The organism is Paenibacillus eucommiae (genome assembly GCF_017874215.1).
GTDB lineage: Bacteria > Bacillota > Bacilli > Paenibacillales > NBRC-103111 > Paenibacillus_AI > Paenibacillus_AI eucommiae.
Genome location: NZ_JAGGLB010000056.1, coordinates 21462 through 40140, shown reverse-complemented (window position 1 = coordinate 40140; position 18679 = coordinate 21462). Strand labels below are relative to the sequence as shown.

Annotated in this window: 21 protein-coding genes and 1 other annotated feature; of the genes, 18 read left to right on the top strand and 3 right to left on the bottom strand. The window is 46.0% G+C overall.

Annotation, left to right across the window (positions count from 1 at the left end):
* Nucleotides 1–300 precede the first annotated feature (300 nt).
* The 9 genes from J2Z66_RS40645 to J2Z66_RS40605 all read left to right on the top strand — a co-directional run bounded on the left by J2Z66_RS40645 (nt 301) and on the right by J2Z66_RS40605 (nt 7704).
* The gene (locus tag J2Z66_RS40645) at nt 301–1140 is read left to right on the top strand and encodes a M23 family metallopeptidase (RefSeq protein WP_209979540.1); all 840 of its coding nucleotides are present in this window, start codon (nt 301–303) and stop codon (nt 1138–1140) included.
* A complete protein-coding gene (locus J2Z66_RS40640; RefSeq protein ID WP_209979538.1) occupies nt 1133–2008 on the top strand; it encodes a M50 family metallopeptidase in 876 nt (291 codons plus the stop codon). The genes J2Z66_RS40645 and J2Z66_RS40640 overlap by 8 nt, the downstream gene beginning before the upstream one ends.
* 20 nt (nt 2009–2028) lie before the next feature.
* A complete protein-coding gene (locus tag J2Z66_RS40635) occupies nt 2029–3192 on the top strand; it encodes an Rne/Rng family ribonuclease (protein WP_209979536.1) in 1164 nt (387 codons plus the stop codon).
* Between the two features lie 83 nt (nt 3193–3275).
* Nucleotides 3276–3362, top strand: a sequence feature (ribosomal protein L21 leader region).
* Between the two features lie 14 nt (nt 3363–3376).
* Entirely contained in the window at nt 3377–3688 is a 312-nt protein-coding gene (gene rplU / locus J2Z66_RS40630) for a 50S ribosomal protein L21 (RefSeq protein WP_209979534.1), read from the top strand.
* An 11-nt stretch (nt 3689–3699) separates the two neighbouring features.
* The gene (locus J2Z66_RS40625) at nt 3700–4053 is read left to right on the top strand and encodes a ribosomal-processing cysteine protease Prp (protein WP_209979532.1); all 354 of its coding nucleotides are present in this window, start codon (nt 3700–3702) and stop codon (nt 4051–4053) included.
* Nucleotides 4054–4057: 4 nt separating this feature from the next.
* Nucleotides 4058–4369 carry a 50S ribosomal protein L27 gene (rpmA, locus tag J2Z66_RS40620; RefSeq protein WP_209979530.1) on the top strand — a complete coding sequence of 104 codons (312 nt, stop codon included), beginning with the start codon at nt 4058–4060 and terminating at the stop codon, nt 4367–4369.
* 185 nt (nt 4370–4554) lie between these two features.
* Nucleotides 4555–5310 carry a Spo0B domain-containing protein gene (locus tag J2Z66_RS40615; protein WP_209979528.1) on the top strand — a complete coding sequence of 252 codons (756 nt, stop codon included), beginning with the start codon at nt 4555–4557 and terminating at the stop codon, nt 5308–5310.
* Between the two features lie 12 nt (nt 5311–5322).
* Nucleotides 5323–6624, top strand: a complete 1302-nt coding sequence (obgE, locus tag J2Z66_RS40610; protein ID WP_209979526.1) for a GTPase ObgE — start codon at nt 5323–5325, stop codon at nt 6622–6624.
* A gap of 300 nt (nt 6625–6924) precedes the next feature.
* A complete protein-coding gene (locus J2Z66_RS40605; protein ID WP_209979524.1) occupies nt 6925–7704 on the top strand; it encodes a C40 family peptidase in 780 nt (259 codons plus the stop codon).
* Nucleotides 7705–8371: 667 nt separating this feature from the next.
* Here J2Z66_RS40605 and J2Z66_RS40600 read toward each other — a convergent pair.
* Nucleotides 8372–8881, bottom strand: coding sequence for an NUDIX domain-containing protein (locus tag J2Z66_RS40600; RefSeq protein WP_209979522.1), 510 nt, complete (start codon nt 8879–8881; stop codon nt 8372–8374).
* 149 nt (nt 8882–9030) lie between these two features.
* On the opposite strand from J2Z66_RS40600, the gene thrR reads away from it, so the two are divergent.
* From thrR to J2Z66_RS40570, 6 genes are all read left to right on the top strand, one after another.
* Complete coding sequence (gene thrR / locus J2Z66_RS40595; protein WP_312895034.1) at nt 9031–9513, top strand: transcriptional regulator ThrR; 483 nt, start codon at nt 9031–9033, stop codon at nt 9511–9513.
* A 39-nt stretch (nt 9514–9552) separates the two neighbouring features.
* Nucleotides 9553–10839 carry a homoserine dehydrogenase gene (locus J2Z66_RS40590; protein ID WP_209979520.1) on the top strand — a complete coding sequence of 429 codons (1287 nt, stop codon included), beginning with the start codon at nt 9553–9555 and terminating at the stop codon, nt 10837–10839.
* A gap of 127 nt (nt 10840–10966) precedes the next feature.
* Entirely contained in the window at nt 10967–11935 is a 969-nt protein-coding gene (thrB, locus tag J2Z66_RS40585; RefSeq protein ID WP_209979518.1) for a homoserine kinase, read from the top strand.
* Nucleotides 11932–12798, top strand: a complete 867-nt coding sequence (pheA, locus tag J2Z66_RS40580; protein ID WP_209979516.1) for a prephenate dehydratase — start codon at nt 11932–11934, stop codon at nt 12796–12798. Before thrB ends, pheA begins: the two co-directional genes overlap by 4 nt.
* Nucleotides 12799–12821: 23 nt before the next feature.
* Nucleotides 12822–13700, top strand: coding sequence for a branched-chain-amino-acid transaminase (gene ilvE, locus J2Z66_RS40575; protein WP_245376214.1), 879 nt, complete (start codon nt 12822–12824; stop codon nt 13698–13700).
* Nucleotides 13701–13913: 213 nt separating this feature from the next.
* Nucleotides 13914–15632 carry a LysM peptidoglycan-binding domain-containing protein gene (locus J2Z66_RS40570; RefSeq protein WP_209979514.1) on the top strand — a complete coding sequence of 573 codons (1719 nt, stop codon included), beginning with the start codon at nt 13914–13916 and terminating at the stop codon, nt 15630–15632.
* Nucleotides 15633–15729: 97 nt separating this feature from the next.
* Here the strand turns inward: J2Z66_RS40570 and sigW are convergent, their stop codons facing one another.
* Nucleotides 15730–16341, bottom strand: a complete 612-nt coding sequence (gene sigW, locus J2Z66_RS40565; protein WP_209979512.1) for an RNA polymerase sigma factor SigW — start codon at nt 16339–16341, stop codon at nt 15730–15732.
* A gap of 200 nt (nt 16342–16541) precedes the next feature.
* Nucleotides 16542–16691 (bottom strand): hypothetical protein, encoded by a 150-nt coding sequence (locus J2Z66_RS40560; RefSeq protein ID WP_209979511.1) that lies wholly within the window; start codon nt 16689–16691, stop codon nt 16542–16544.
* A gap of 116 nt (nt 16692–16807) precedes the next feature.
* Between J2Z66_RS40560 and J2Z66_RS40555 the strand changes: the two genes are divergently transcribed.
* From J2Z66_RS40555 to ruvA, 3 genes are all read left to right on the top strand, one after another.
* The gene (locus J2Z66_RS40555; protein ID WP_312895032.1) at nt 16808–17431 is read left to right on the top strand and encodes a BofC C-terminal domain-containing protein; all 624 of its coding nucleotides are present in this window, start codon (nt 16808–16810) and stop codon (nt 17429–17431) included.
* A 118-nt stretch (nt 17432–17549) separates the two neighbouring features.
* Complete coding sequence (ruvC, locus tag J2Z66_RS40550) at nt 17550–18053, top strand: crossover junction endodeoxyribonuclease RuvC (protein ID WP_209979507.1); 504 nt, start codon at nt 17550–17552, stop codon at nt 18051–18053.
* Nucleotides 18050–18676, top strand: coding sequence for a Holliday junction branch migration protein RuvA (gene ruvA / locus J2Z66_RS40545; protein WP_209979505.1), 627 nt, complete (start codon nt 18050–18052; stop codon nt 18674–18676). Before ruvC ends, ruvA begins: the two co-directional genes overlap by 4 nt.
* The last annotated feature ends 3 nt before the right edge of the window (nt 18677–18679 follow it).

Genomic DNA, 18679 nt, shown 5'->3' with positions numbered 1-18679 from the left:
GGAGGAAGAGCGGTAGCGTCCGCCTTTAAAGATTTGTTCCTACCTCTTCATCGATACCACTTAAGGGAACAAATCTTTAACAGCGGCTGGAGCCCGCAGCCATTCCCTCCGCAACGCACCCACGTTACGAACACGCTCCTCAAAGGACGCCGCCAGGCGGTTTTCGGTACTAATCATCTTTGAGCGCTCATACTATGAGAGTAAACAAGCTGTCTAAGCAATGGCTGACTTGCGGGAGCAAGCGTACATCTTGTTAGCTAGGCTTGTCTTGCTAGAGCACAACTCTGAGGAGGGTCTTTCATGGATCTCAAAGATAAGAAACAACTGGGGACGGAGTGGGTGCGCGAGCACAATGAAGCACTGCCTGACAATCATGTAGAAGCTCCATGGCAGCAGAGACGGCTGCTGGAAGATCCGAGATGGGCTCGCAAGATGGAGGACCCGGAATTTGCATGGCGCCAAAAATATAAATATGATCGCACGTTAAACGGCAGGCCTGCCGATAATGGTGGCAGCTCGTGGCTTTCACCGCCTTCTCTTATGTCCATCTGGACCAAGCTGTTCATAAGCGCCGTGATATTTGCTTTAATATGGGGTATGTTTCATATTCAGCAGCCTTGGGCAGATCGAGGGCGTCAATTGGTGGTTGCCGCATTGACCCAGTCCATGGATTTCAATGCCGTCTCAACATGGTATGAGAAGTATTTGGATGGATCTCCGTCTTTTATTCCCAGCTTTCGTGATCGGGGGGATAATGCTTCGATAAAAGTAAGTACGGAGAATCGGACATATTTTATTCCCGCACAAGGCAAGATCAGCTCATTGTTCGATGCTGAGCATGCCGGATTGAGGCTGCAAACTCGCCCGGAAGATCCTGTCTATGCTTTGGATACCGGACAGGTCATTTTTTCAGGAATCAAAGAGGATACAGGACTTACTGTAATTATTCGTCATCCTGGAGGTATCCAGTCTTTGTATGGCGGGCTTGGTGAAAAGCGCGTGGAGGTCAACGATTGGATCAAAGGCGGAGAACCGATCGGCAAGGTACTGCCAGGCGAAGATTCAACGGGCAGCTTGTGGTTTGCAGTATCCAAGGACGGCCATTTTATTAACCCGACGGATGTGATTTCTTTTGATTAAATGGCGGGGTACTCATTATCGCTTTCATCCGTTATTGACCTTAATGATAATTGCCTCGATATTCAGCGGATTTTTACTGGAGGCGCTCACCCTGATCTGCATAGTAAGCATTCATGAGATGGGCCATGTAGTTGCTGCCAAAGGCTTCGGATGGCGTGTAAGGGAGGTGCAGTTGCTGCCTTTTGGCGGCGTTGCTGTCGTAGACGAGCTTGCTGCGGTTCCCACGCATGAGGAACTGATCGTGACGCTTGCTGGTCCCTTGCAGCATGCGTGGATGATTATTTTTGCAATCATAATGAAAACTTTGCAGGGCTCAAATCATGAATGGTGGGATTATTTCATAGAAGCGAATCTGATGATTGGTTTATTCAATTTGCTTCCGGTGCTGCCGCTTGATGGAGGACGGGTGCTGCAGTGTTTGCTTGGCTATATATTGCCGTACCATCGCGCTCTGTGGCTTACTACTTGGACTAGTTTATTTTTTGGCGCTGTACTTATTGGCTTTACGTTATTTCAATTATTGACAGGCCAGCTATCTCTAAATTTATTCGTAATAGGCTTGTTTTTGCTAATTTCAAATTGGTACTCTTATAAGCAGCTACCCTATCACTTCCTGCGATTCTTAATGAATCGGGGGGATAAAGTAAGCCGCCTGCTATTGAGAGGAGCGCTTGCACAGCCTATAGTAGTGAACAAGCAGCGCAAGATATCCGATATTTTGAAATTGTTAATGCGGGAAAAATACCATTTGATTTATATTGTAAATGACAAAGGGAGCATTCAGCGGGTACTTCCTGAGCAGCGCCTGATAACAGGTTATTTGGAGGAAAAAAAGCCGGGGTGTGCAGTTTCCGAGCTTTTCATGTAAAATAGCCTTGAGGTGATAGCATGAAACAGCTGATCGTACATTGCACGCCGGAGCTTGTCCAAGCGGCCTTGCTGGAGGATAACCGACTTGTTGAGATGGATTCGCAATATCCAATTGATAAGCAGAAAGCAGGAAGTATGTATGCGGGTAGAATAGTCAATGTACTCCCGGGTATGCAGGCTGCATTTGTGGATATCGGACTTGAAAAGAATGCATTTCTTTATATCGATGATCTGCTTCCTGTTCATGTGGACAAGCAGCCCAAGATTAAACCCCCTATTACGGAGCTGGTTGCCGCGGGACAAATGGTTATGGTTCAAGTATCGAAGGAAGCTGAACGAACAAAGGGCGCAAGAGTAACGACACATTATTCGATTCCTGGAAGATGGATTGTGTATATGCCAGGGGCCGATTATATTGCCATTTCCCGAAAAATTGAAGATGATTCCGAGCGGCAGCGGTTAAAACAGATTATGGAGGGCTTTCTTCTGCCGGGTGAGGGCGTTATTGCCAGAACGGGAGCTGCTGGCCAGACGGAGGAAGTCATTTGGCAGGATCTTCAGGACTTGCGCGAACAATGGCAATTGATAGAAAGTAAATGGAATACCTCTGAAGCTCCAGCTACGCTTTACTGCGATCTTGATTTGCTGCCACGGCTTGTAAGGGATGTTATAACTGGGGGGATTGAAGAGATTTGGATTGATGCCCCAAGCATTTACGAAGAGATGCGCAGCTTGCTTCACAAAAGAAATCCAGGGTGGAACGGGAGAATCTCCTTCTACGATCGGCGGGTGCCGATATTTGAACAATTCGGTATTTCAGAGGAGCTAAGCCGCAGTATAAAGCGTAAAATATGGCTGCCAAGCGGAGGATATTTGATTATCGACCATACGGAAGCACTGACTGTAATTGATGTAAATACAGGGAAATACACGGGATCCATAGATCTGGAGCAAACTGTTTTCGAAATTAACTGTGAAGCAGCGAAGGAAATTCCCAGAATACTTAGGCTTCGTAATGTGCGTGGTATTATTATCGTCGATTTTATAGATATGAATGTTGAACAGAACCGCAGCACCGTTCTTGACATTGTTACTCAAACTGTCCGTAAGGACCGTTCCAGAACAATAGTGGTCGGCTGGACGAAGCTGGGACTGCTGGAAATGACCCGCAAGCGCAAATGATTGCATGAATTAGAAATAAAGTTGAAGATTTAATTGCAACATGATTTGTTTCTATGCTATAATGTTCGAAGTGTGTTGGTCTAAGCATGCTGTAACCGCTCGAATCGGGTTTAAGTACGATATGCTTGATAAGCATGCGTCACCTGGACTAGGCGAGTCTGAGACATGAGGAGGTGTTAGTAACATGTACGCAATTATTGAAACAGGTGGAAAACAGTACAAGGTTCAAGAAGGCGATGTGCTTTACATCGAAAAATTGAATGCTGCTGAAGGTGACGTCGTTTCGTTCGACAGCGTGCTTGCTGTATCCAATGATAATGGTTTGGTGTTTGGTTCCCCTTTGATTGCTGGAGCTTCGGTTTCCGCAAAGGTAGAAAAACACGGTAAAGACGCAAAAATCATCGTTTACAAGTACAAGCCTAAGAAGAACTACCGTAAAAAGCAAGGTCATCGTCAACCGTATACGAAGGTTGTTGTTGAGAAAATTCAAGCTTAAGAGGCGTCGCTATGATTTACGTAACCTTAGAGCGAGTATCGCCTGTTGACCATAGTGTCAAGGCTTTTATTGTGGAAGGACACGCAGAGTATGATGTGCCCGGCAAAGATTTAGTCTGCGCCGCAGTATCGGCGATTACCGTCGGTACAGTCAATTCGATAGAAACATTGACAGGTCTGCTGCCGATTACGGAGATGGAGAAGGGACTTCTGGATGTTACATTTCAGGAATGGCCAGTTTCCGATCCTACGAAGGCAAGCCAGGTTCAATTGCTGTTAGAATCGATGGTAATCATGCTGCAAACCATACATGAATCGTACAGTGACTATATAACGCTTGAAACAATTTACAGTAAAGGAGGATGACACCATGTTGAAATTAGATCTTCAGTTATTCGCTTCCAAAAAGGGAGTGGGTTCCACAAGAAACGGTCGCGACAGTATGGCCAAACGTCTCGGCGTAAAGCGTGCTGACGGTCAAGGCGTTACAGCTGGCAGCATATTGGTGCGCCAGCGTGGAACTAAGATTCACCCGGGCAACAATGTTGGTATTGGCTCGGACGATACACTGTTCGCTTTAGTTGAAGGCGTAGTGAAGTTCGAACGTTGGGGTCGCGATCGTAAGAAAGTGAGCGTGTACCCGGTTGCAGCAGCTCCTGTTGCCGCTACTGTTGAAGTATAAGATCAAACCTTCCCGGCGAACGATAAGCTCGCCGGGATTTTTTTCATCATTTTTTTATAACTTCATATATCGTAAATTTGTTTAAAGGCATTCTTATGAGTAAGTAATTAAATGGTGATCTTTTCCAGCTGACATGCTATACTGAAATATGGCGTGTATGTTGCTGAAACGGAGCGAATATGGAAATGAAGCGAACGAAATGGGTGCGGATTTATTTAATCGGTTTACTTCTAATTGGGCTATCCATCACAGTATTATCCGCTGCTTGGCCTGTAAGAGCGGGCTTTGCGATCATTACGATGGTAAGCGGCTATGTGTTTGTAAGAATTGAAATAAGCAGGTATGTGGAAGAGGCACGGCAGGAAAAACTCAAGCTGGAACGCAATAATGATAACCATATTCTACAAATCGTCAATCGCCTGAGGCATGACTGGATGAATGACATTCAAGTGCTTTTTGGTTACATTCAATTAAAAAAATATGATAATTTGTCACCCTATATGGAGAAAATAAGAGTGAGTATGCAGCAGGAAAGCTTTCTAACTAAGCTGGGCATTCCCTCACTTGTTGCTTATATTCTGACTTTTCGAGTGTACGCTAAAGCTATCAGGCTTGAAATAGCACTCGAGCATGAAATTTTCTTGCAGGAGCTGCCTGTGCAGGCTGACCTGATATTCCGTCTCGTGCGTGATACGGTGGAGCTATTTAATGAGCACGCTGCAGAGGAACCAGATGAAGCGGGAATTCTTAGTCTGGAATTCGATGTGGGTAAAGATCATTTGCTGTTGGATTTTGTTTATCAGGGAACCTACTGTCAGGAAGAGCTGGAGCTTGCTGTTCGTGACAGATTTTTTCGTGATTCCGGTGAATTTACTGTGAATATGCACGATTTTCAAGAGAAAGAAGCGGTGATCGCTCTGCGGCTGCCGTATCGTACATAATGAGGTGTAAGCATGTTTGTTGATAAAGCGAAAATTTATGTTAAAGGTGGAGACGGCGGGGATGGCATTGTTGCTTTCCGGCGTGAGAAATACGTTCCGGAGGGAGGTCCTGCTGGCGGAGACGGCGGCAAGGGCGGGGATGTAATTTTCCGCGTTGATGAAGGGCTTAGAACTTTGATGGACTTTCGCTACCAGCGTCATTTCAAGGCAGACCGCGGAGAGAAGGGTCGTAACAAGAGCATGCATGGGGCAAACGCCGATGATATGATCGTCCGCGTTCCACCAGGAACCTTGATTCTCGATGATGACACACAGGAAATTATTGCCGATCTTGTGCGCCACGAGCAGGAAGTTGTCGTTGCCCGCGGCGGACGTGGTGGACGGGGGAATACACGCTTTGCAACGGCCAAAAACACAGCTCCTGAAATAGCAGAGAACGGTGAGGATGGAGTAGAGCGCTGGGTTGTGCTGGAGCTGAAGGTGATGGCTGACGTAGGCTTGGTCGGATTCCCAAGTGTCGGCAAATCGACACTGCTGTCTGTAGTTTCCGCTGCAACGCCTAAAATTGCGGCCTACCACTTTACGACATTAACCCCAAATCTTGGAGTGGTGGATGTAAGCGAAGGGCGCAGCTTTGTAATGGCAGACCTTCCAGGATTAATTGAAGGCGCTCATGAGGGTGTGGGTCTGGGACATGAATTCCTGCGGCACGTAGAGCGAACTCGGCTTATTGTTCATGTAGTGGACATGTCAGCATCGGATGGACGGGATCCCTACGAGGATTTCCTCAAAATTAACGAGGAAATCAAATTGTATAATGCTAAGCTGGAGCAGCGGCCGCAGATTGTCGTTGCCAATAAAATGGACATGCCGGATTCCGCTGAGAATCTGCAGCAATTTCGCGAGAAGCTTGCTGCAGATGAACGGGATTTAACCATTTATCCGATATCTGCTTTAACCAGGGGAGGCATAAAGGAACTGCTCTACAAAATTGCTGATCTCGTGGATGCTATTCCTGATACGCCTGAAGTGGAAGAAGTTTCCGAGGTGGAAGAACGTAAGGTTTACCGCTTTGAGAAAAAGGATGAGCAGAACTTTACGATTCGCCGTGAGAACGATACGTTTGTTGTGGATAGCCCATCCATCGAGAAGTTGATTAGGAGAACCAATTTCAGCACACCAGATGGTATTCAGCGGTTCGCTCGTATTCTGCGCAATATTGGGATTGACCATGAGCTGCGCAGCTTAGGAGCTGTGGACGGTCAAACTATTCGCATCGGCGAGCTTGAGTTTGAATTTGTGGAGAAAGAATAGCATACGACATCTGTAAATAAGTCGCCCTTCAAAGCAGAAGGGCGACTTATTTTGAATTTGTTTGTTATCCACAGGAAGCCTGTAACCATCAGCCTAATCCCTTGTTTCATACATGTTGGGCCAATAAACCGATTGGAAATATCAAGGAGATAATCTGGATTGGAATAAATTACTACTAAAGTTCTTCCAATGGATATGTTACCATGAAATAGTAGCTTTTGAGGTAAAGTCCTAGTCTCTGATTCAAGACTACTATTTCAAACCTACTATTTTATAGTTATCCTAGGAGGAAAAAATGCAATGAAGAGTAAATGGTTAGCTTTGTTTTTGGTGCCGGCAATATCTTTAGGGGCCGCAACTTTACCACAGCAATCTTTCGCGGCTTCGACGATTACATCAGCTCAGGTCGTGTCCGCTGTCAACTTCCGCGATAAGCCAAGCGTCAATTCTACCAGCATGCGGTTTCTGCAAAAGGGTGAGAAAGTCACTGTTATTGAAAAGGTGAACGATTATTGGTACAAAATAAAGGATAAAAACGGTAAGACCGGTTATGTAAGTACGAGCTCCAAATACATAAGTACTGTTAGTGACAACAACAACAGCAATAACGGTTCAAGTGGCAATAATTTGACAGCTTCAGCTAAGGCTCAAAAAGTGATCGCAGCTGGAAAGAAATATATGGGTACTCCATACGAATTCGGCTCCAGCCGCTTGAATACAAAAACGTTTGATTGCTCAGATTTTGTCCGCCAAGCTTTTAAAGACGGCATTAACGTGACCCTGCCATCCAATTCCCGGACACAAGCCGATTATGTCAAAGCAATCGGAAAAACGACTACTAATTGGAAGAACCTTAAGGTCGGCGATTTGCTCTTTTTTATGGATTACAAGGGACTTAAAGCATCCGATTATGCAGGCATCAACAAAAGCAAGCAAAGAATCAGCCACGTAGGTATATATTTAGGGAATGGCCAAATGCTGCATACCTACTCTATCGCAAGTGGTGGCGTTCGAATCGATTCGATCGATAACAAGCATTGGGAATATCGTTTCGTTATAGGCGGGACTGCAATTAAATAAGTAAAAAATTCCCGGACTAATATGTTATATCAAAAAAAGTGCACAGCTGCCTTGGCAGCCGTGCACTTTTTTTATAGTTCAGAGAGGGAAGGGATGTGGGGTGGATGAACGTTAGTAGTAATCTACCTAGTAGCAGCCCGCCCTCAGCCGAATTGAGCGTATGCTCCACACTTAACGATGTTTTTCATCGTTAAAACAAGTGTTCCAGGTCAAACCGTCACGTTAATGATGATTTTCATCGTTAAAAGAAGACGGATGGCCTCTATGGGTGGTAAAAAGAGACTTTAACGATGAAAATCATCGTTAAAGTAAGGATGTGGAGAGGACCTGATGCGTTAACGATGAATAACATCTTTAAAAGCATCAGGTCCTCCTCAGCTGCGCGGGCTCTTCATCTCCAGCGACTGCGCTCGCGGGGAAATCTCCTCCAGCCAAGACAAAACCCTTGCTGGCTGTCCGTTTGAGCTTGGTGTTCGTGTGATTGTAGCTGAGAAGAGGGAATGGCTGTGGGCGGAAGAGCGGTAGCGTCCGCCTTTAAAGATTTGTTCCTACCTTCTCATCGACTCCATTCAGGGAACAAATCTTTAACAGCGGCTGGAGCCCACAGCCATTCCCTCCCTAACAAAACGAACACGCACCTCAAAGGACGCCAAAAGGCGTATCCCTTTTATATTTGTTCAGGATCAAGCAGTGGATTCCAATGGATGATAGGCTCCCCGCTTTCAGCCTGGAGACCCGAACTTCCGATCCAGGGATAAGGGGTATCGCCAAACTGGAAGTAATGCTCCAGCAGACAGCGGAAAATGTACGGCAGAGGCCGATTGAGAATTTCATCTCTGGCTATCCAGTGAAGTTCGCCCTCATCCGTTTCTCTGGTAGGGTTTTTATCGGTTCTCCCAATGTAGAAGAACTGTTGGCGTACTTCATTTTTGTTCAATCTTATGAGCACATATTGCATATGAAGTCCTGTGATTTCGGTATTCGTAATACCCGTTTCCTCATCAATCTCACGCAGGCAAGCGGCGCGCGGGTTGTTAAGCTCATGAGGCTCAAGATGTCCTCCTACAGCAGCCCATAGACCGGGAGAAAGGGTGCGTGTGAGAGATCTCTTCATCATCAAGAGCTCATCCCGGCTGTTCATAAGCAGAGCGGTTGACATCATACGTAAAGTTATCAATGGCAAGTTCTCCTAAGTTTAATTGGTAAAAGCTTACCATAAAAATCCGCCTTTCTGCAATGTAAATTGCCTATTGCTTGATTCCCTGCATTTCGGTATAATGTCCACTATAGGAAAACATTAGTCTTTCCAGAGAGGACGAAGACATAGTGCCTGAAAGCAAAGAATTTTTCCATCCGATACGAGAAAGCGAACAGGATCGCTATTATTTGATCCGCGAGGACATTCTTCCCGAAGGGGTGCTTAAGACGGTACAGGCTAAGGAGCTCCTGGCGCGTGGTGCAGTGAAAACGATCCATGACGCGGTAGAGCAAGTAGGACTTAGCCGCAGCGCTTTTTACAAGTATAAGGATGGGATTCATCCTTTAAGCAAGCTGGAGCGTGATCGCATCGTCACGATTTCTATGGACCTCGAGCATCGTTCCGGTATTTTGTCAAAGGTACTGGCAATGATTGCTAATTCAGAAGGCAATGTACTTACCATTCATCAAACGATTCCTTTACAGGGTATGGCGAACGTAGTTATATCTGTGGAAACCTCGACGATGTCGGGAGGCATTCGTGATTTAATGGACCAACTGCATGTTCAGCAGGGGGTCAAACGGGCTTCGATCATCGGACAAGGCGGATAAATCATAACAAGAGAGAGCATTCTCGGGAGGGTGTAAGCAATGAAACCAATCAAGGTAGGATTATTAGGCTTGGGAACTGTAGGAACAGGGGTAGTTCGTATCATCGAAGGGCATCAGGAGGATTTGCAGCGGCAAATTGGTTCACCGATTGAAGTAGCGCAAATTTTGGTGCAAAATAAGAGCAAGAGCAGAGACGTTGCTGTCGATTCCGACAAGCTGACTGAAAGCCCTTGGGATATTATCAATAATCCTGAAATTGACGTTATTGTGGAAGTGATGGGCGGAGTTGAGGAAACGAAGGAATATTTGTTATCCGCTTTGAATCAGGGCAAGCATATTGTAACTGCTAATAAGGATCTGATGGCGATTCACGGTCCGGAAATTCTGCTTAAAGCTGCGGAAAATGGCTGTGATGTATTCTACGAAGCGAGTGTCGCTGGCGGAATTCCGATTATACGTGCTTTAGTGGAGGGCTTCTCTTCGGATCGTATAACCAAGATAATGGGGATTGTAAATGGAACTACCAATTATATCCTTAGCAAAATGAGTCAAGAAGGGGCAGCCTATGCCGAAGTGCTGAAGGAAGCCCAGGATCTGGGATATGCGGAAGCAGATCCGACTTCTGATGTAGAGGGGCTTGATGCTGCTCGCAAAATGACGATTTTATCTACACTGGGTTTCCATGCCAACGTATCGCTGGGTGATGTAAATGCCAAGGGAATCTCCGAAGTGAGCAAGGAAGATATATTGTACGGTAAAAAGCTTGGATATGAAGTGAAGCTGCTCGGGATCGCTGAGAATCATGACGGTCATATAGCTGTTAGTGTTCAGCCCACCATGGTGAAGAACTCGCATCCATTATCCTCAGTGAACGGTGTATTCAACGCGGTTTACATCTACGGAGAGGCTGTTGGCGAGACGATGTTTTATGGTCCAGGCGCTGGTGGACTGCCCACAGCTACTTCTATCGTTGCTGATTTGGTAGCCGTTGTGAGGAACCTCAAGCTCGGCGTAAATGGCCGTACTGCGCTGGCTCCTTATAAAGAAAAGAAGCTTAAAACCGATGAGCAGATTACTTCCAAAAATTTCATTTTGCTGCATGTTGAGGATAAAGCAGGTGTGCTTGCCCAAATTACACAAATCTTCGCTCAACATGAGGTTAGCTTGGAATCGGTGCTGCAGCATCCCAATGCGAACAACCCGAAGGCGGAAATCATTATCATTACACATGACGCCATTCAGGCAAGCATCAAAAAGGTGCTTAAGCAATTCGAATCTATGGATGTTATTCATGCTATCAAAAGCGTTTATCGCGTCGAAGGTTAATTTATGGGAAAGAGGCTCAATTTGGAAATGAGATATTTAGGCTTGCTGCAAACTTACAAATCTTATCTTTTGCAGGACTCCGAGCAAGCGGTCAGGGTAGCGGTTGGCAAACTGGGAGGGCAAATCGATGATAAAGCATAAAGTACGGGTAAAAGTGCCAGCCAGCACGGCTAACCTGGGTCCAGGCTTTGACGCGCTTGGTATGGCCTTGAATCTACATGCCTGGATCGATATGGAGATTGCCGAGGAGACGAGCTTTCATTGGGTGGGCGAGCAGTTGAAGGGGATCCCTGTAGATAAGTCGAATCTGATTTATCAGGTAGCGCAGATGGTGTTCGATTATGCAGGAGTTTCCCACCCAGAGCTGCGTATAACTATGTATAGTGAAATTCCGTTGACACGGGGACTTGGCAGCAGCGCTTCTGCGATTATTGGTGCCTTAGCCGGAGCAAATGCTTTAATCGGGGGGAAGCTCTCCCAGGATGAGTTGTTTCAAATTGCTACCAAGCTGGAGAAGCACCCTGATAACGTAGGCGCAAGTCTCTTCGGTGGCATAGTAGTGGCTTTTTGGGATGGGAGTCGTGCCGAATATATTCGTCTGGAGCCGGATGTTCATCTGGAGGTGTTGGTAGCCATACCATCCTTCCAGCTTTCCACGGAGAAGGCGCGTAATGTCCTGCCACAGCAAATCACACTGCAGGATGCTGTCTATAACCTGAGTCACTCCTCTCTGCTGGTGGCTGCTCTTAGCACTGGCAATTTGGGCATGATCAAACATGCAATGAAGGACCGGCTTCATCAGCAATATCGCGCTGCTCTAATTCCAGGAATGCTGGAAATTTTGGAGCGGGCAACTGATCATGGTGCTCTCGGTGCGGCGCTTAGCGGTGCCGGACCTACGATGCTTGCTTTGTTCGATTCACGTAATGAGAATAAGGCGGAGCTCGAAAACTTCCTGAAGCAAACCTTTATGAAGGAAAGCATTGAGATTGAGCTGCTTTGGTTAAAGCCATCCCTTGAAGGCGTTTCGGTGACTAACCTGACAGAAAGCTCCCCTGAGCTGCAAGATTTGTTTAAAGGGGAGGTGAAGGCATGAAGAAAATTGCATTATTAGGACCAGGTACCTTTTCGGAAGCTTCAACTGATCACTTTTTGGGCAGACAATGGTTCGAGTATGTGCCTTACAAGCTTATTTCCGATGTTTTTTCCTCCACCTCGACAGGAGAGGCTGACTTTGGTGTGATTCCGATTGAAAATACATTGGAAGGCTCCGTAAGCCTTCATATGGACTATCTAGTTCATGAAGTGGATTTGCCAATTCGGGCTGAATGGGTGTACCCTATTGATATGAATTTAATCGGGTATTTACCAGAGGGCGGGTCTGGGGATGCAGAGAATCCTTTTGCACATATCCGTAAAATTCTTTCTCATCATGTCGTTCCGGCGCAGTGCAACAAGTTTATGAAGCAATATTTGAGCGGCGCCGAGTTTGAGTTGGTAAGCAGTACGGCAGAAGGAATTAGATTAGCATCCGTATACAAGGACCCTTCGATTGCGGCAATTGGTACCGCTGCAGCAGCGATGCTGTATGATATTCCCATACTATCTAAGGAAATTCAGGATCACAAGGATAATATGACAAGATTCCTGCTTGTAGGTAAGGGTGTTCCCGAGCTGCAAGCGTCCTTGTCAACGAAAACAACTATACTTATTACGCTTCCGGAGGACTATCCGGGTGCTTTGCATCAGGTACTCTCGGCATTCGCCTGGAGGAAAATCAACCTGAGCAAAATTGAATCCAGACCAACAAAGATAAAACTGGGCAACTATTATTTTTATATCGATATCGAAGGCTCTTTGGATTCGGTGCTTTTGTCTGCAGCAGTTCAAGAAATTGAAGCGATTGGCTGTCAGGTCCGAATTCTTGGTTGTTATCCGAGCTATTCCTATGAAAACTAAACCCTGGAGGTGTACGCACTATCATGGCACAAGTGATTTATTTAGATGGTAAATACGTAAGCAAGGAAGATGCGAAAGTATCCGTATTTGATCATGGTTTTCTATATGGGGATGGAATTTTTGAGGGCATCCGCATTTACAGCGGCAACATTTTTAAATGTAAAGAGCATTTGGACCGGTTGTATGACTCTGCCAAATCCATTATGCTGGAAATTCCGCTTTCTTACGCAGAAATGCAGGCGGCCTTGATTGAAACTGTAAGGCGTAATGAGCTTCAAGATGGTTACATTCGGCTGGTCGTTTCGCGCGGACCGGGTGACCTGGGACTTGATCCCCGGCGCTCTCCTGTAGCCAGCGTACTCATTATCGTTGAGCAGCTGGCGATTTACTCTGAGGAAGCATATGTGAATGGTCTGAAGACTGTTTCCGTCTCGACCCGGCGCAATGTGCCTGATGCACTCAACCCGAAAATCAAATCGCTGAATTATTTGAACAATATTTTGGTCAAAATTCAAGCGAATTTAGCGGGTGTTGGCGAAGCCATCATGCTTAATTCCCAAGGCTATGTAGCGGAAGGTTCTTCTGACAATATTTTTATTATCAAAAGAGGTGTGGTGTACACACCACCTTGCTACTGTGGAGCTCTGGAAGGTATTACCCGCGCTGCAATCATAGAAATCTGCGAGCGTGTTGGCTACAAGGTGAAGGAAGAACCTTTTACACTACATGATGTTTATGTTGCTGATGAGGTGTTCTTTACAGGGACAGCAGCTGAGGTAATAGCTGTAAGGGAAGTCGACGCCCGTACGATCGGAGAAGGAAAAGCAGGTCCGATTACGACCCATTTATTAAAGGAGTTTCGCAGTATTGTATCTGTTGACGGAGAACAGGTTTACAAGTAATCAACAGCTGGCCTGCAACGAACTTCGGACAAATCCCATTTGTGCTTAAAAAGCACAGATGGGATTTTTTTGTGCGAATGGATGTCAAAAGCCCAATTCACGCATAAGCTGTAATGTCATGGTGACTGGGCTTTCGGATCTGAAAAACTCAGCAGGAAATCTACAGCGCAGTGAAGGTTGACTTCCTGCGGAAAATCTAAGGAGGTTTAACAAGTGAAAATTCATATGGTGAAAAAAGGTGATACCTTGTTCGAGTTAGCGCAAAAATATAACGTCGAGCTGGATGCCATCATCGCTTTGAATCCACAAATTGAGGATCCTAACAAGATCGATGTTGGGATGAAAGTCAAGATCCCGACGCATCCTCAACCTCTGGAGCCACCATCCTCCCATCATGCCTTCAAGCATATCGTTAAGCAGGGAGATACGCTCTGGAAGCTGGGAAAAGCGTGGGATGTACCTTTGGCACTAATGATAAAGGCCAATCCACAGCTGAAAAATCCGAATGTGCTAATGACGGGAGATATTGTGTACATTCCAAAGGTAGAGCATGTGCATGACCATACCCATATGGGAGCACCAGCAGCACCATCTGCACCAGCACCCACTCCAGCGCCTACATCAACGTCAGTGCCAACACCTTTACCAACGATAATACCAGCACCGGCACCATCAGCTCAAGTGGAAGAACCAACGCCCACTTCTATGACTGCACCGACGCCAGACATATTAAACCTGTTTATGCCGCAGGATGGTGTCGAAGCACCCGAAATTTCCTTGGGTCAAATTACTCAGGGCGAGGAATCCCCCTTCATCAATCAAAATCTTTTTCAGAACTTACCGCAGATGGAAACTGCTACAGGTGATATTACCGATCAACAAAAAACAGCTATGCCGGATATATGGAGCGGATCAAAACCTGCTGAAATGCAAGCCCCATCTTTTGGGGACTTGAATGAGCCTTACCAGGCAACCAAGCATCCCTTCGAACAGTTTCAACTGAAAGCTACTGAAGTATTTGCTTTTCCGTCGCAACCAGAAGATACTTTCGCGACAACTGCTATGCAGCCGCCGATGATGCCTGCTATGATGGATAACTGTATGGGCGGCCAGATGATGCCCGGGCAAATGATGCCTAGTCAAATGATGCCCGGCCACATGATGCCCAGCCAGGCGATGTCCGGTCATATCATGCCCGATCAGATGATGCCGGGCTACATGATGCCCAGCCCTATGATGCCAACCCATATGATGCCTCAAAATAACTGTCAGCCATCGTTCATGCCGCAAATGAATGCTCCTTGGTGTATGCCTCATCACATGCACATGCATCCAGCTCCTATGCCCTATGCTCAGCCAATGCCTGCTTCTCCATTTCCTCAGGCTCAACTAGCTGGTCAGCAAAGTGGAAGCGGCGGGTGTGGGTGTGGATGCAGTGGAGAAAAGGATATGCCTGGAGGCATGGAGCCCTGGAATGCAAGTCCGAATCCGTACAATCAGGCGCCAGCTTTGAATAATCCCTATTTTCAGTCGCCTTTAGCAGCCCCATGCCCTCCAATCATGATGGCAAATACCTGCTACCCTATGCCAGCGGATTATTATGGAGGCATGCCGCAGTATGGAACACTTCCTGCCCACAATATGCCTTATCCGATGCCCTACGAATCTCCAAGGCTTCCTGAACAAGCACAAATCCATCAATGGACGGGTCAGACTGCTCAGATGGGTCAGGAAGGTGAACAAGTAGAAGAAGAGGCTGCCCGTGATAGCTCGACCGACAAGAAAGCAGCGAGAGGGACTGGCAAATCGGGAGGCTCAACACGAAAAGCGAAAACTTCAGGCAGCGTCTCAACAAATACTTACTTGAGGCAGCAGGCGATTCCTAAACCTAGAACGGAATTTAAGCCGAACCTTCCTTGGATTAACACGTAGCCAAGGTGCCAGTAAATCCCGAAGTCAAGCATGCTCTCGCTAATTTGGATAGTTCCAAATAGAAAAAACCAACCTGAGGTTGGTTTTTTCTATACTGCTATGGAGACATGCCGATCGAGAAAAAAAGCATAAGGTTGATGACAAAGGTCATGCCCCATTTTTTTCTTAGCAATTCACGGCCGCGATGGAGCCTAGTTTTGACAGTCGTGACTGGAAGACGAAGCTTCTCACTAATCTCTTGCAGAGATAGCTCCTGTAAATAATAAAGCATGATAATCGATTTATACTTATCAGACAATTTGTTGATCGATTTGCGAATATGCTCTTCAGTCTCGGATTGCAGAACGAGATGCTCTGGGGAGCTTTCCTCGCTTGCAATTTTGCTATAAAAGCTATAATCGTCATCCGCGTCCGAAAACTCTGCATCCAGGGAAGCGACTGGTCTTTTTTTACGCAGCAAATCTATACATACATTTCTGCCAATTCGATATATCCAAGTGGAAAACTTTTGACTTTCGTCGTAATGATTTAAATTAAGATATACCCGTATAAAGGTTTCCTGGACGATATCTTCCGAGTCCGGTTTATTGTGCAGCATTCTATATGCGAGCCGTTGGATTTTGTTGCGGTACAATTCGACAAGTTCAACAAAAGCCCCACGATCACCGGTGCGCGAAAGTTTAATCAAACGAAGCTCTGCGACATTCATGTTTTCTCCTCCTGAGAGCTATCCTTAAGGAAAGCTTGCATCGTTAGCGTAGGCTTTACATATTCCCCGGCTTATAACTTTTATTTGCCTGCCTAGGCTGTAACCGCTTCTTGACCCCAAAGGTCACTGCTTAAGAAGCCTCGCTCTAAACTATATTATATTGACTATAACATTTTTGGGGCAACAGTCAAAGTGTTCCTTCAATGAGTAGCTATATTTACTCTTCCGACATACTCTGTTCGGGTGAGAGATGCTCCGGAATGCTCCCGCTGTATACCGTTCCATAGAGCTACAGAACCCCATAGTAGAACGGCTCCAATGACTAACAGCGTTGTTTTCTTTAATTTCATTTGGATTCTTCTCCTATCTTTATGTTGTTTATTCTCCATATAACTATGGTAATTCATGTATACCTGTCAGTGCAATGGGAAACAATACAAAAAAACGGAATAGGAAGGGGATTCCAGTGAATGTTAACAAATATCTCAAACATCTTAAGAAAAAACTGAGATGGAGACGCAGATGGTTGGCTTTAATGGTGTTTCTTGTTGGCTTGGCAGTCTGGATAGCAGCTTATCATCTGGAAGTGAACAAGCCCGCTCTAAGCGCATTTGCGCCTATTCAGGATTCAATAGATACGATTCAACAATTAAAAGGTACTCAAGAGACCTATTTGCAAAAAATATATGTGTGTGGCGAGGAGACGGAGAAGCTTGGGAATTGGGATTCCAAGCAGCTCTTGGAAACTTACAATAAGCACTCCAACTGGTCGGTCAGCTTTGGCGAAGAGGGGAAGGTTATATTTATCGAGCAGGTCGAGGATCTCTCTCCTGCCTGTAAGGAAAAGGCTTATTTTGGAATGGACGAGAGCGGAAATCTATCCTTGTTTAACGGATTGCCAGCCAAGGATAACGTGATTCGCACGTTCTTCCAATTGAATATTGATTATTTGAAAAGTAGTTTGCCCAAGGCAGCGCTGAAAGATCTCTATGAGGGTATCCGGATTTCCGATTTGGATGAATACAATAGCGTTCTATCGACTTTTAGTGATTATGCGATTGAAGAAACAGAACCGGTTATGCATCCTTAGAGGCTGTACTGACCGCTGGGAGATAGACCAGGAGAAATCCTTGGTCTATCTCTTTTTTTTTTTATCTGTTATAATCTAGGAATACATATGTTCGCGTTTGGGATAGGAGAGAGTGCTTGTGCGGATTCTGGGTATCGATCCGGGAATTGCGATAGTAGGCTTTGGGTTTATTGATAAACTGGGCAGTAAGCTGGTTCCCGTACAATACGGGTCCATCCAGACCTTGGCTCATACGGACCCTGGCATACGTCTGAAAGAGGTTTACGATTCTACGGTCCAATTGATAGAGAAATATAAACCTGATGCAATGGCTATTGAGAAGCTGTTTTTTAATCGGAACGTAACAACGGCATTTACTGTAGGACAGGCAAGAGGGGTTATGATCCTCGCTGGCGTGCAAGCCGGGCTTCCGGTAGGCGAATATACACCTTTGCAAGTGAAGCAGGCTGTCGTGGGGTATGGCAAAGCGGAGAAGCATCAGGTTCAGGAAATGGTCAAAATTTTGCTTAAGCTGTCTGTCGTACCTAAGCCTGATGATGTGGCGGATGCACTCGCAGTGGCTATTTGTCACGCCCATTCTTCTAATTTACTAACTCAAATAAACGAGGCTGGAAAACGATGATAGATTTTCTAAGAGGAAAACTGGCGGCAAGAGAACTGGATTATGTAGTAGTAGATGTTAATGGAGTAGGCTACAGGGTGTTCTGTCCGAATCCTTATGCGCTGCAAAGCAAAGAAGATGAGGATCTCACACTCTACATTCATTATCATGTAAGAGAAGATGCACATCTTTTATTCGGTTTTGGTTCAAGAGACGAGCAGTCTTTATTCCGGCTGCTGCTCGAGGTAAGTGGGATAGGTCCTAAGGTTGCTCTCGGTATTCTTGCAGGTGGACGGCCGGAAGCGGTAATGTCGGCTATTGGCCAGGAGAATATTGCCTTTCTGACGAAGCTTCCGGGCATTGGCAAGAAAACGGCACAGCGTATCATTCTCGACCTCAAAGACAAGCTTGGATCATTGCCTTTGGGCAGAGGGAACGATATTTTCGGAATTGACCTTGCACCGGCAGCGGCGGCGCAAGAGGGCGGAATCGCCTGGTTTGAGGCGAAGGAAGCTCTGCTATCGCTTGGCTATAATGAAGCGGAGGCAGATCGGGCCTGGCATCAAGTGAAAGCCAAGGTTAAGGAAACGGATACGGTGGATACCGTTATCAAAGTTGCTTTGCAAGCCTTGTATCAAATGTAGGAG

What these genes read in the sequence shown, in the direction of transcription:
- J2Z66_RS40645 (WP_209979540.1), top strand. Translation starts at nt 301, where the DNA reads ATGGATCTCAAAGATAAGAAACAACTGGGGACGGAGTGGGTGCGCGAG.
- J2Z66_RS40560 (WP_209979511.1), bottom strand. Translation starts at nt 16,691, where the DNA reads ATGAAATTAAAGAAAACAACGCTGTTAGTCATTGGAGCCGTTCTACTA.
- ruvA (WP_209979505.1), top strand. Translation starts at nt 18,050, where the DNA reads ATGATAGATTTTCTAAGAGGAAAACTGGCGGCAAGAGAACTGGATTAT.
- obgE (WP_209979526.1), top strand. Translation starts at nt 5,323, where the DNA reads ATGTTTGTTGATAAAGCGAAAATTTATGTTAAAGGTGGAGACGGCGGG.
- J2Z66_RS40590 (WP_209979520.1), top strand. Translation starts at nt 9,553, where the DNA reads ATGAAACCAATCAAGGTAGGATTATTAGGCTTGGGAACTGTAGGAACA.
- rplU (WP_209979534.1), top strand. Translation starts at nt 3,377, where the DNA reads ATGTACGCAATTATTGAAACAGGTGGAAAACAGTACAAGGTTCAAGAA.
- pheA (WP_209979516.1), top strand. Translation starts at nt 11,932, where the DNA reads ATGAAGAAAATTGCATTATTAGGACCAGGTACCTTTTCGGAAGCTTCA.
- J2Z66_RS40625 (WP_209979532.1), top strand. Translation starts at nt 3,700, where the DNA reads ATGATTTACGTAACCTTAGAGCGAGTATCGCCTGTTGACCATAGTGTC.
- thrB (WP_209979518.1), top strand. Translation starts at nt 10,967, where the DNA reads ATGATAAAGCATAAAGTACGGGTAAAAGTGCCAGCCAGCACGGCTAAC.
- J2Z66_RS40605 (WP_209979524.1), top strand. Translation starts at nt 6,925, where the DNA reads ATGAAGAGTAAATGGTTAGCTTTGTTTTTGGTGCCGGCAATATCTTTA.
- J2Z66_RS40615 (WP_209979528.1), top strand. Translation starts at nt 4,555, where the DNA reads ATGAAGCGAACGAAATGGGTGCGGATTTATTTAATCGGTTTACTTCTA.
- ilvE (WP_245376214.1), top strand. Translation starts at nt 12,822, where the DNA reads ATGGCACAAGTGATTTATTTAGATGGTAAATACGTAAGCAAGGAAGAT.
- sigW (WP_209979512.1), bottom strand. Translation starts at nt 16,341, where the DNA reads ATGAATGTCGCAGAGCTTCGTTTGATTAAACTTTCGCGCACCGGTGAT.
- J2Z66_RS40635 (WP_209979536.1), top strand. Translation starts at nt 2,029, where the DNA reads ATGAAACAGCTGATCGTACATTGCACGCCGGAGCTTGTCCAAGCGGCC.
- rpmA (WP_209979530.1), top strand. Translation starts at nt 4,058, where the DNA reads ATGTTGAAATTAGATCTTCAGTTATTCGCTTCCAAAAAGGGAGTGGGT.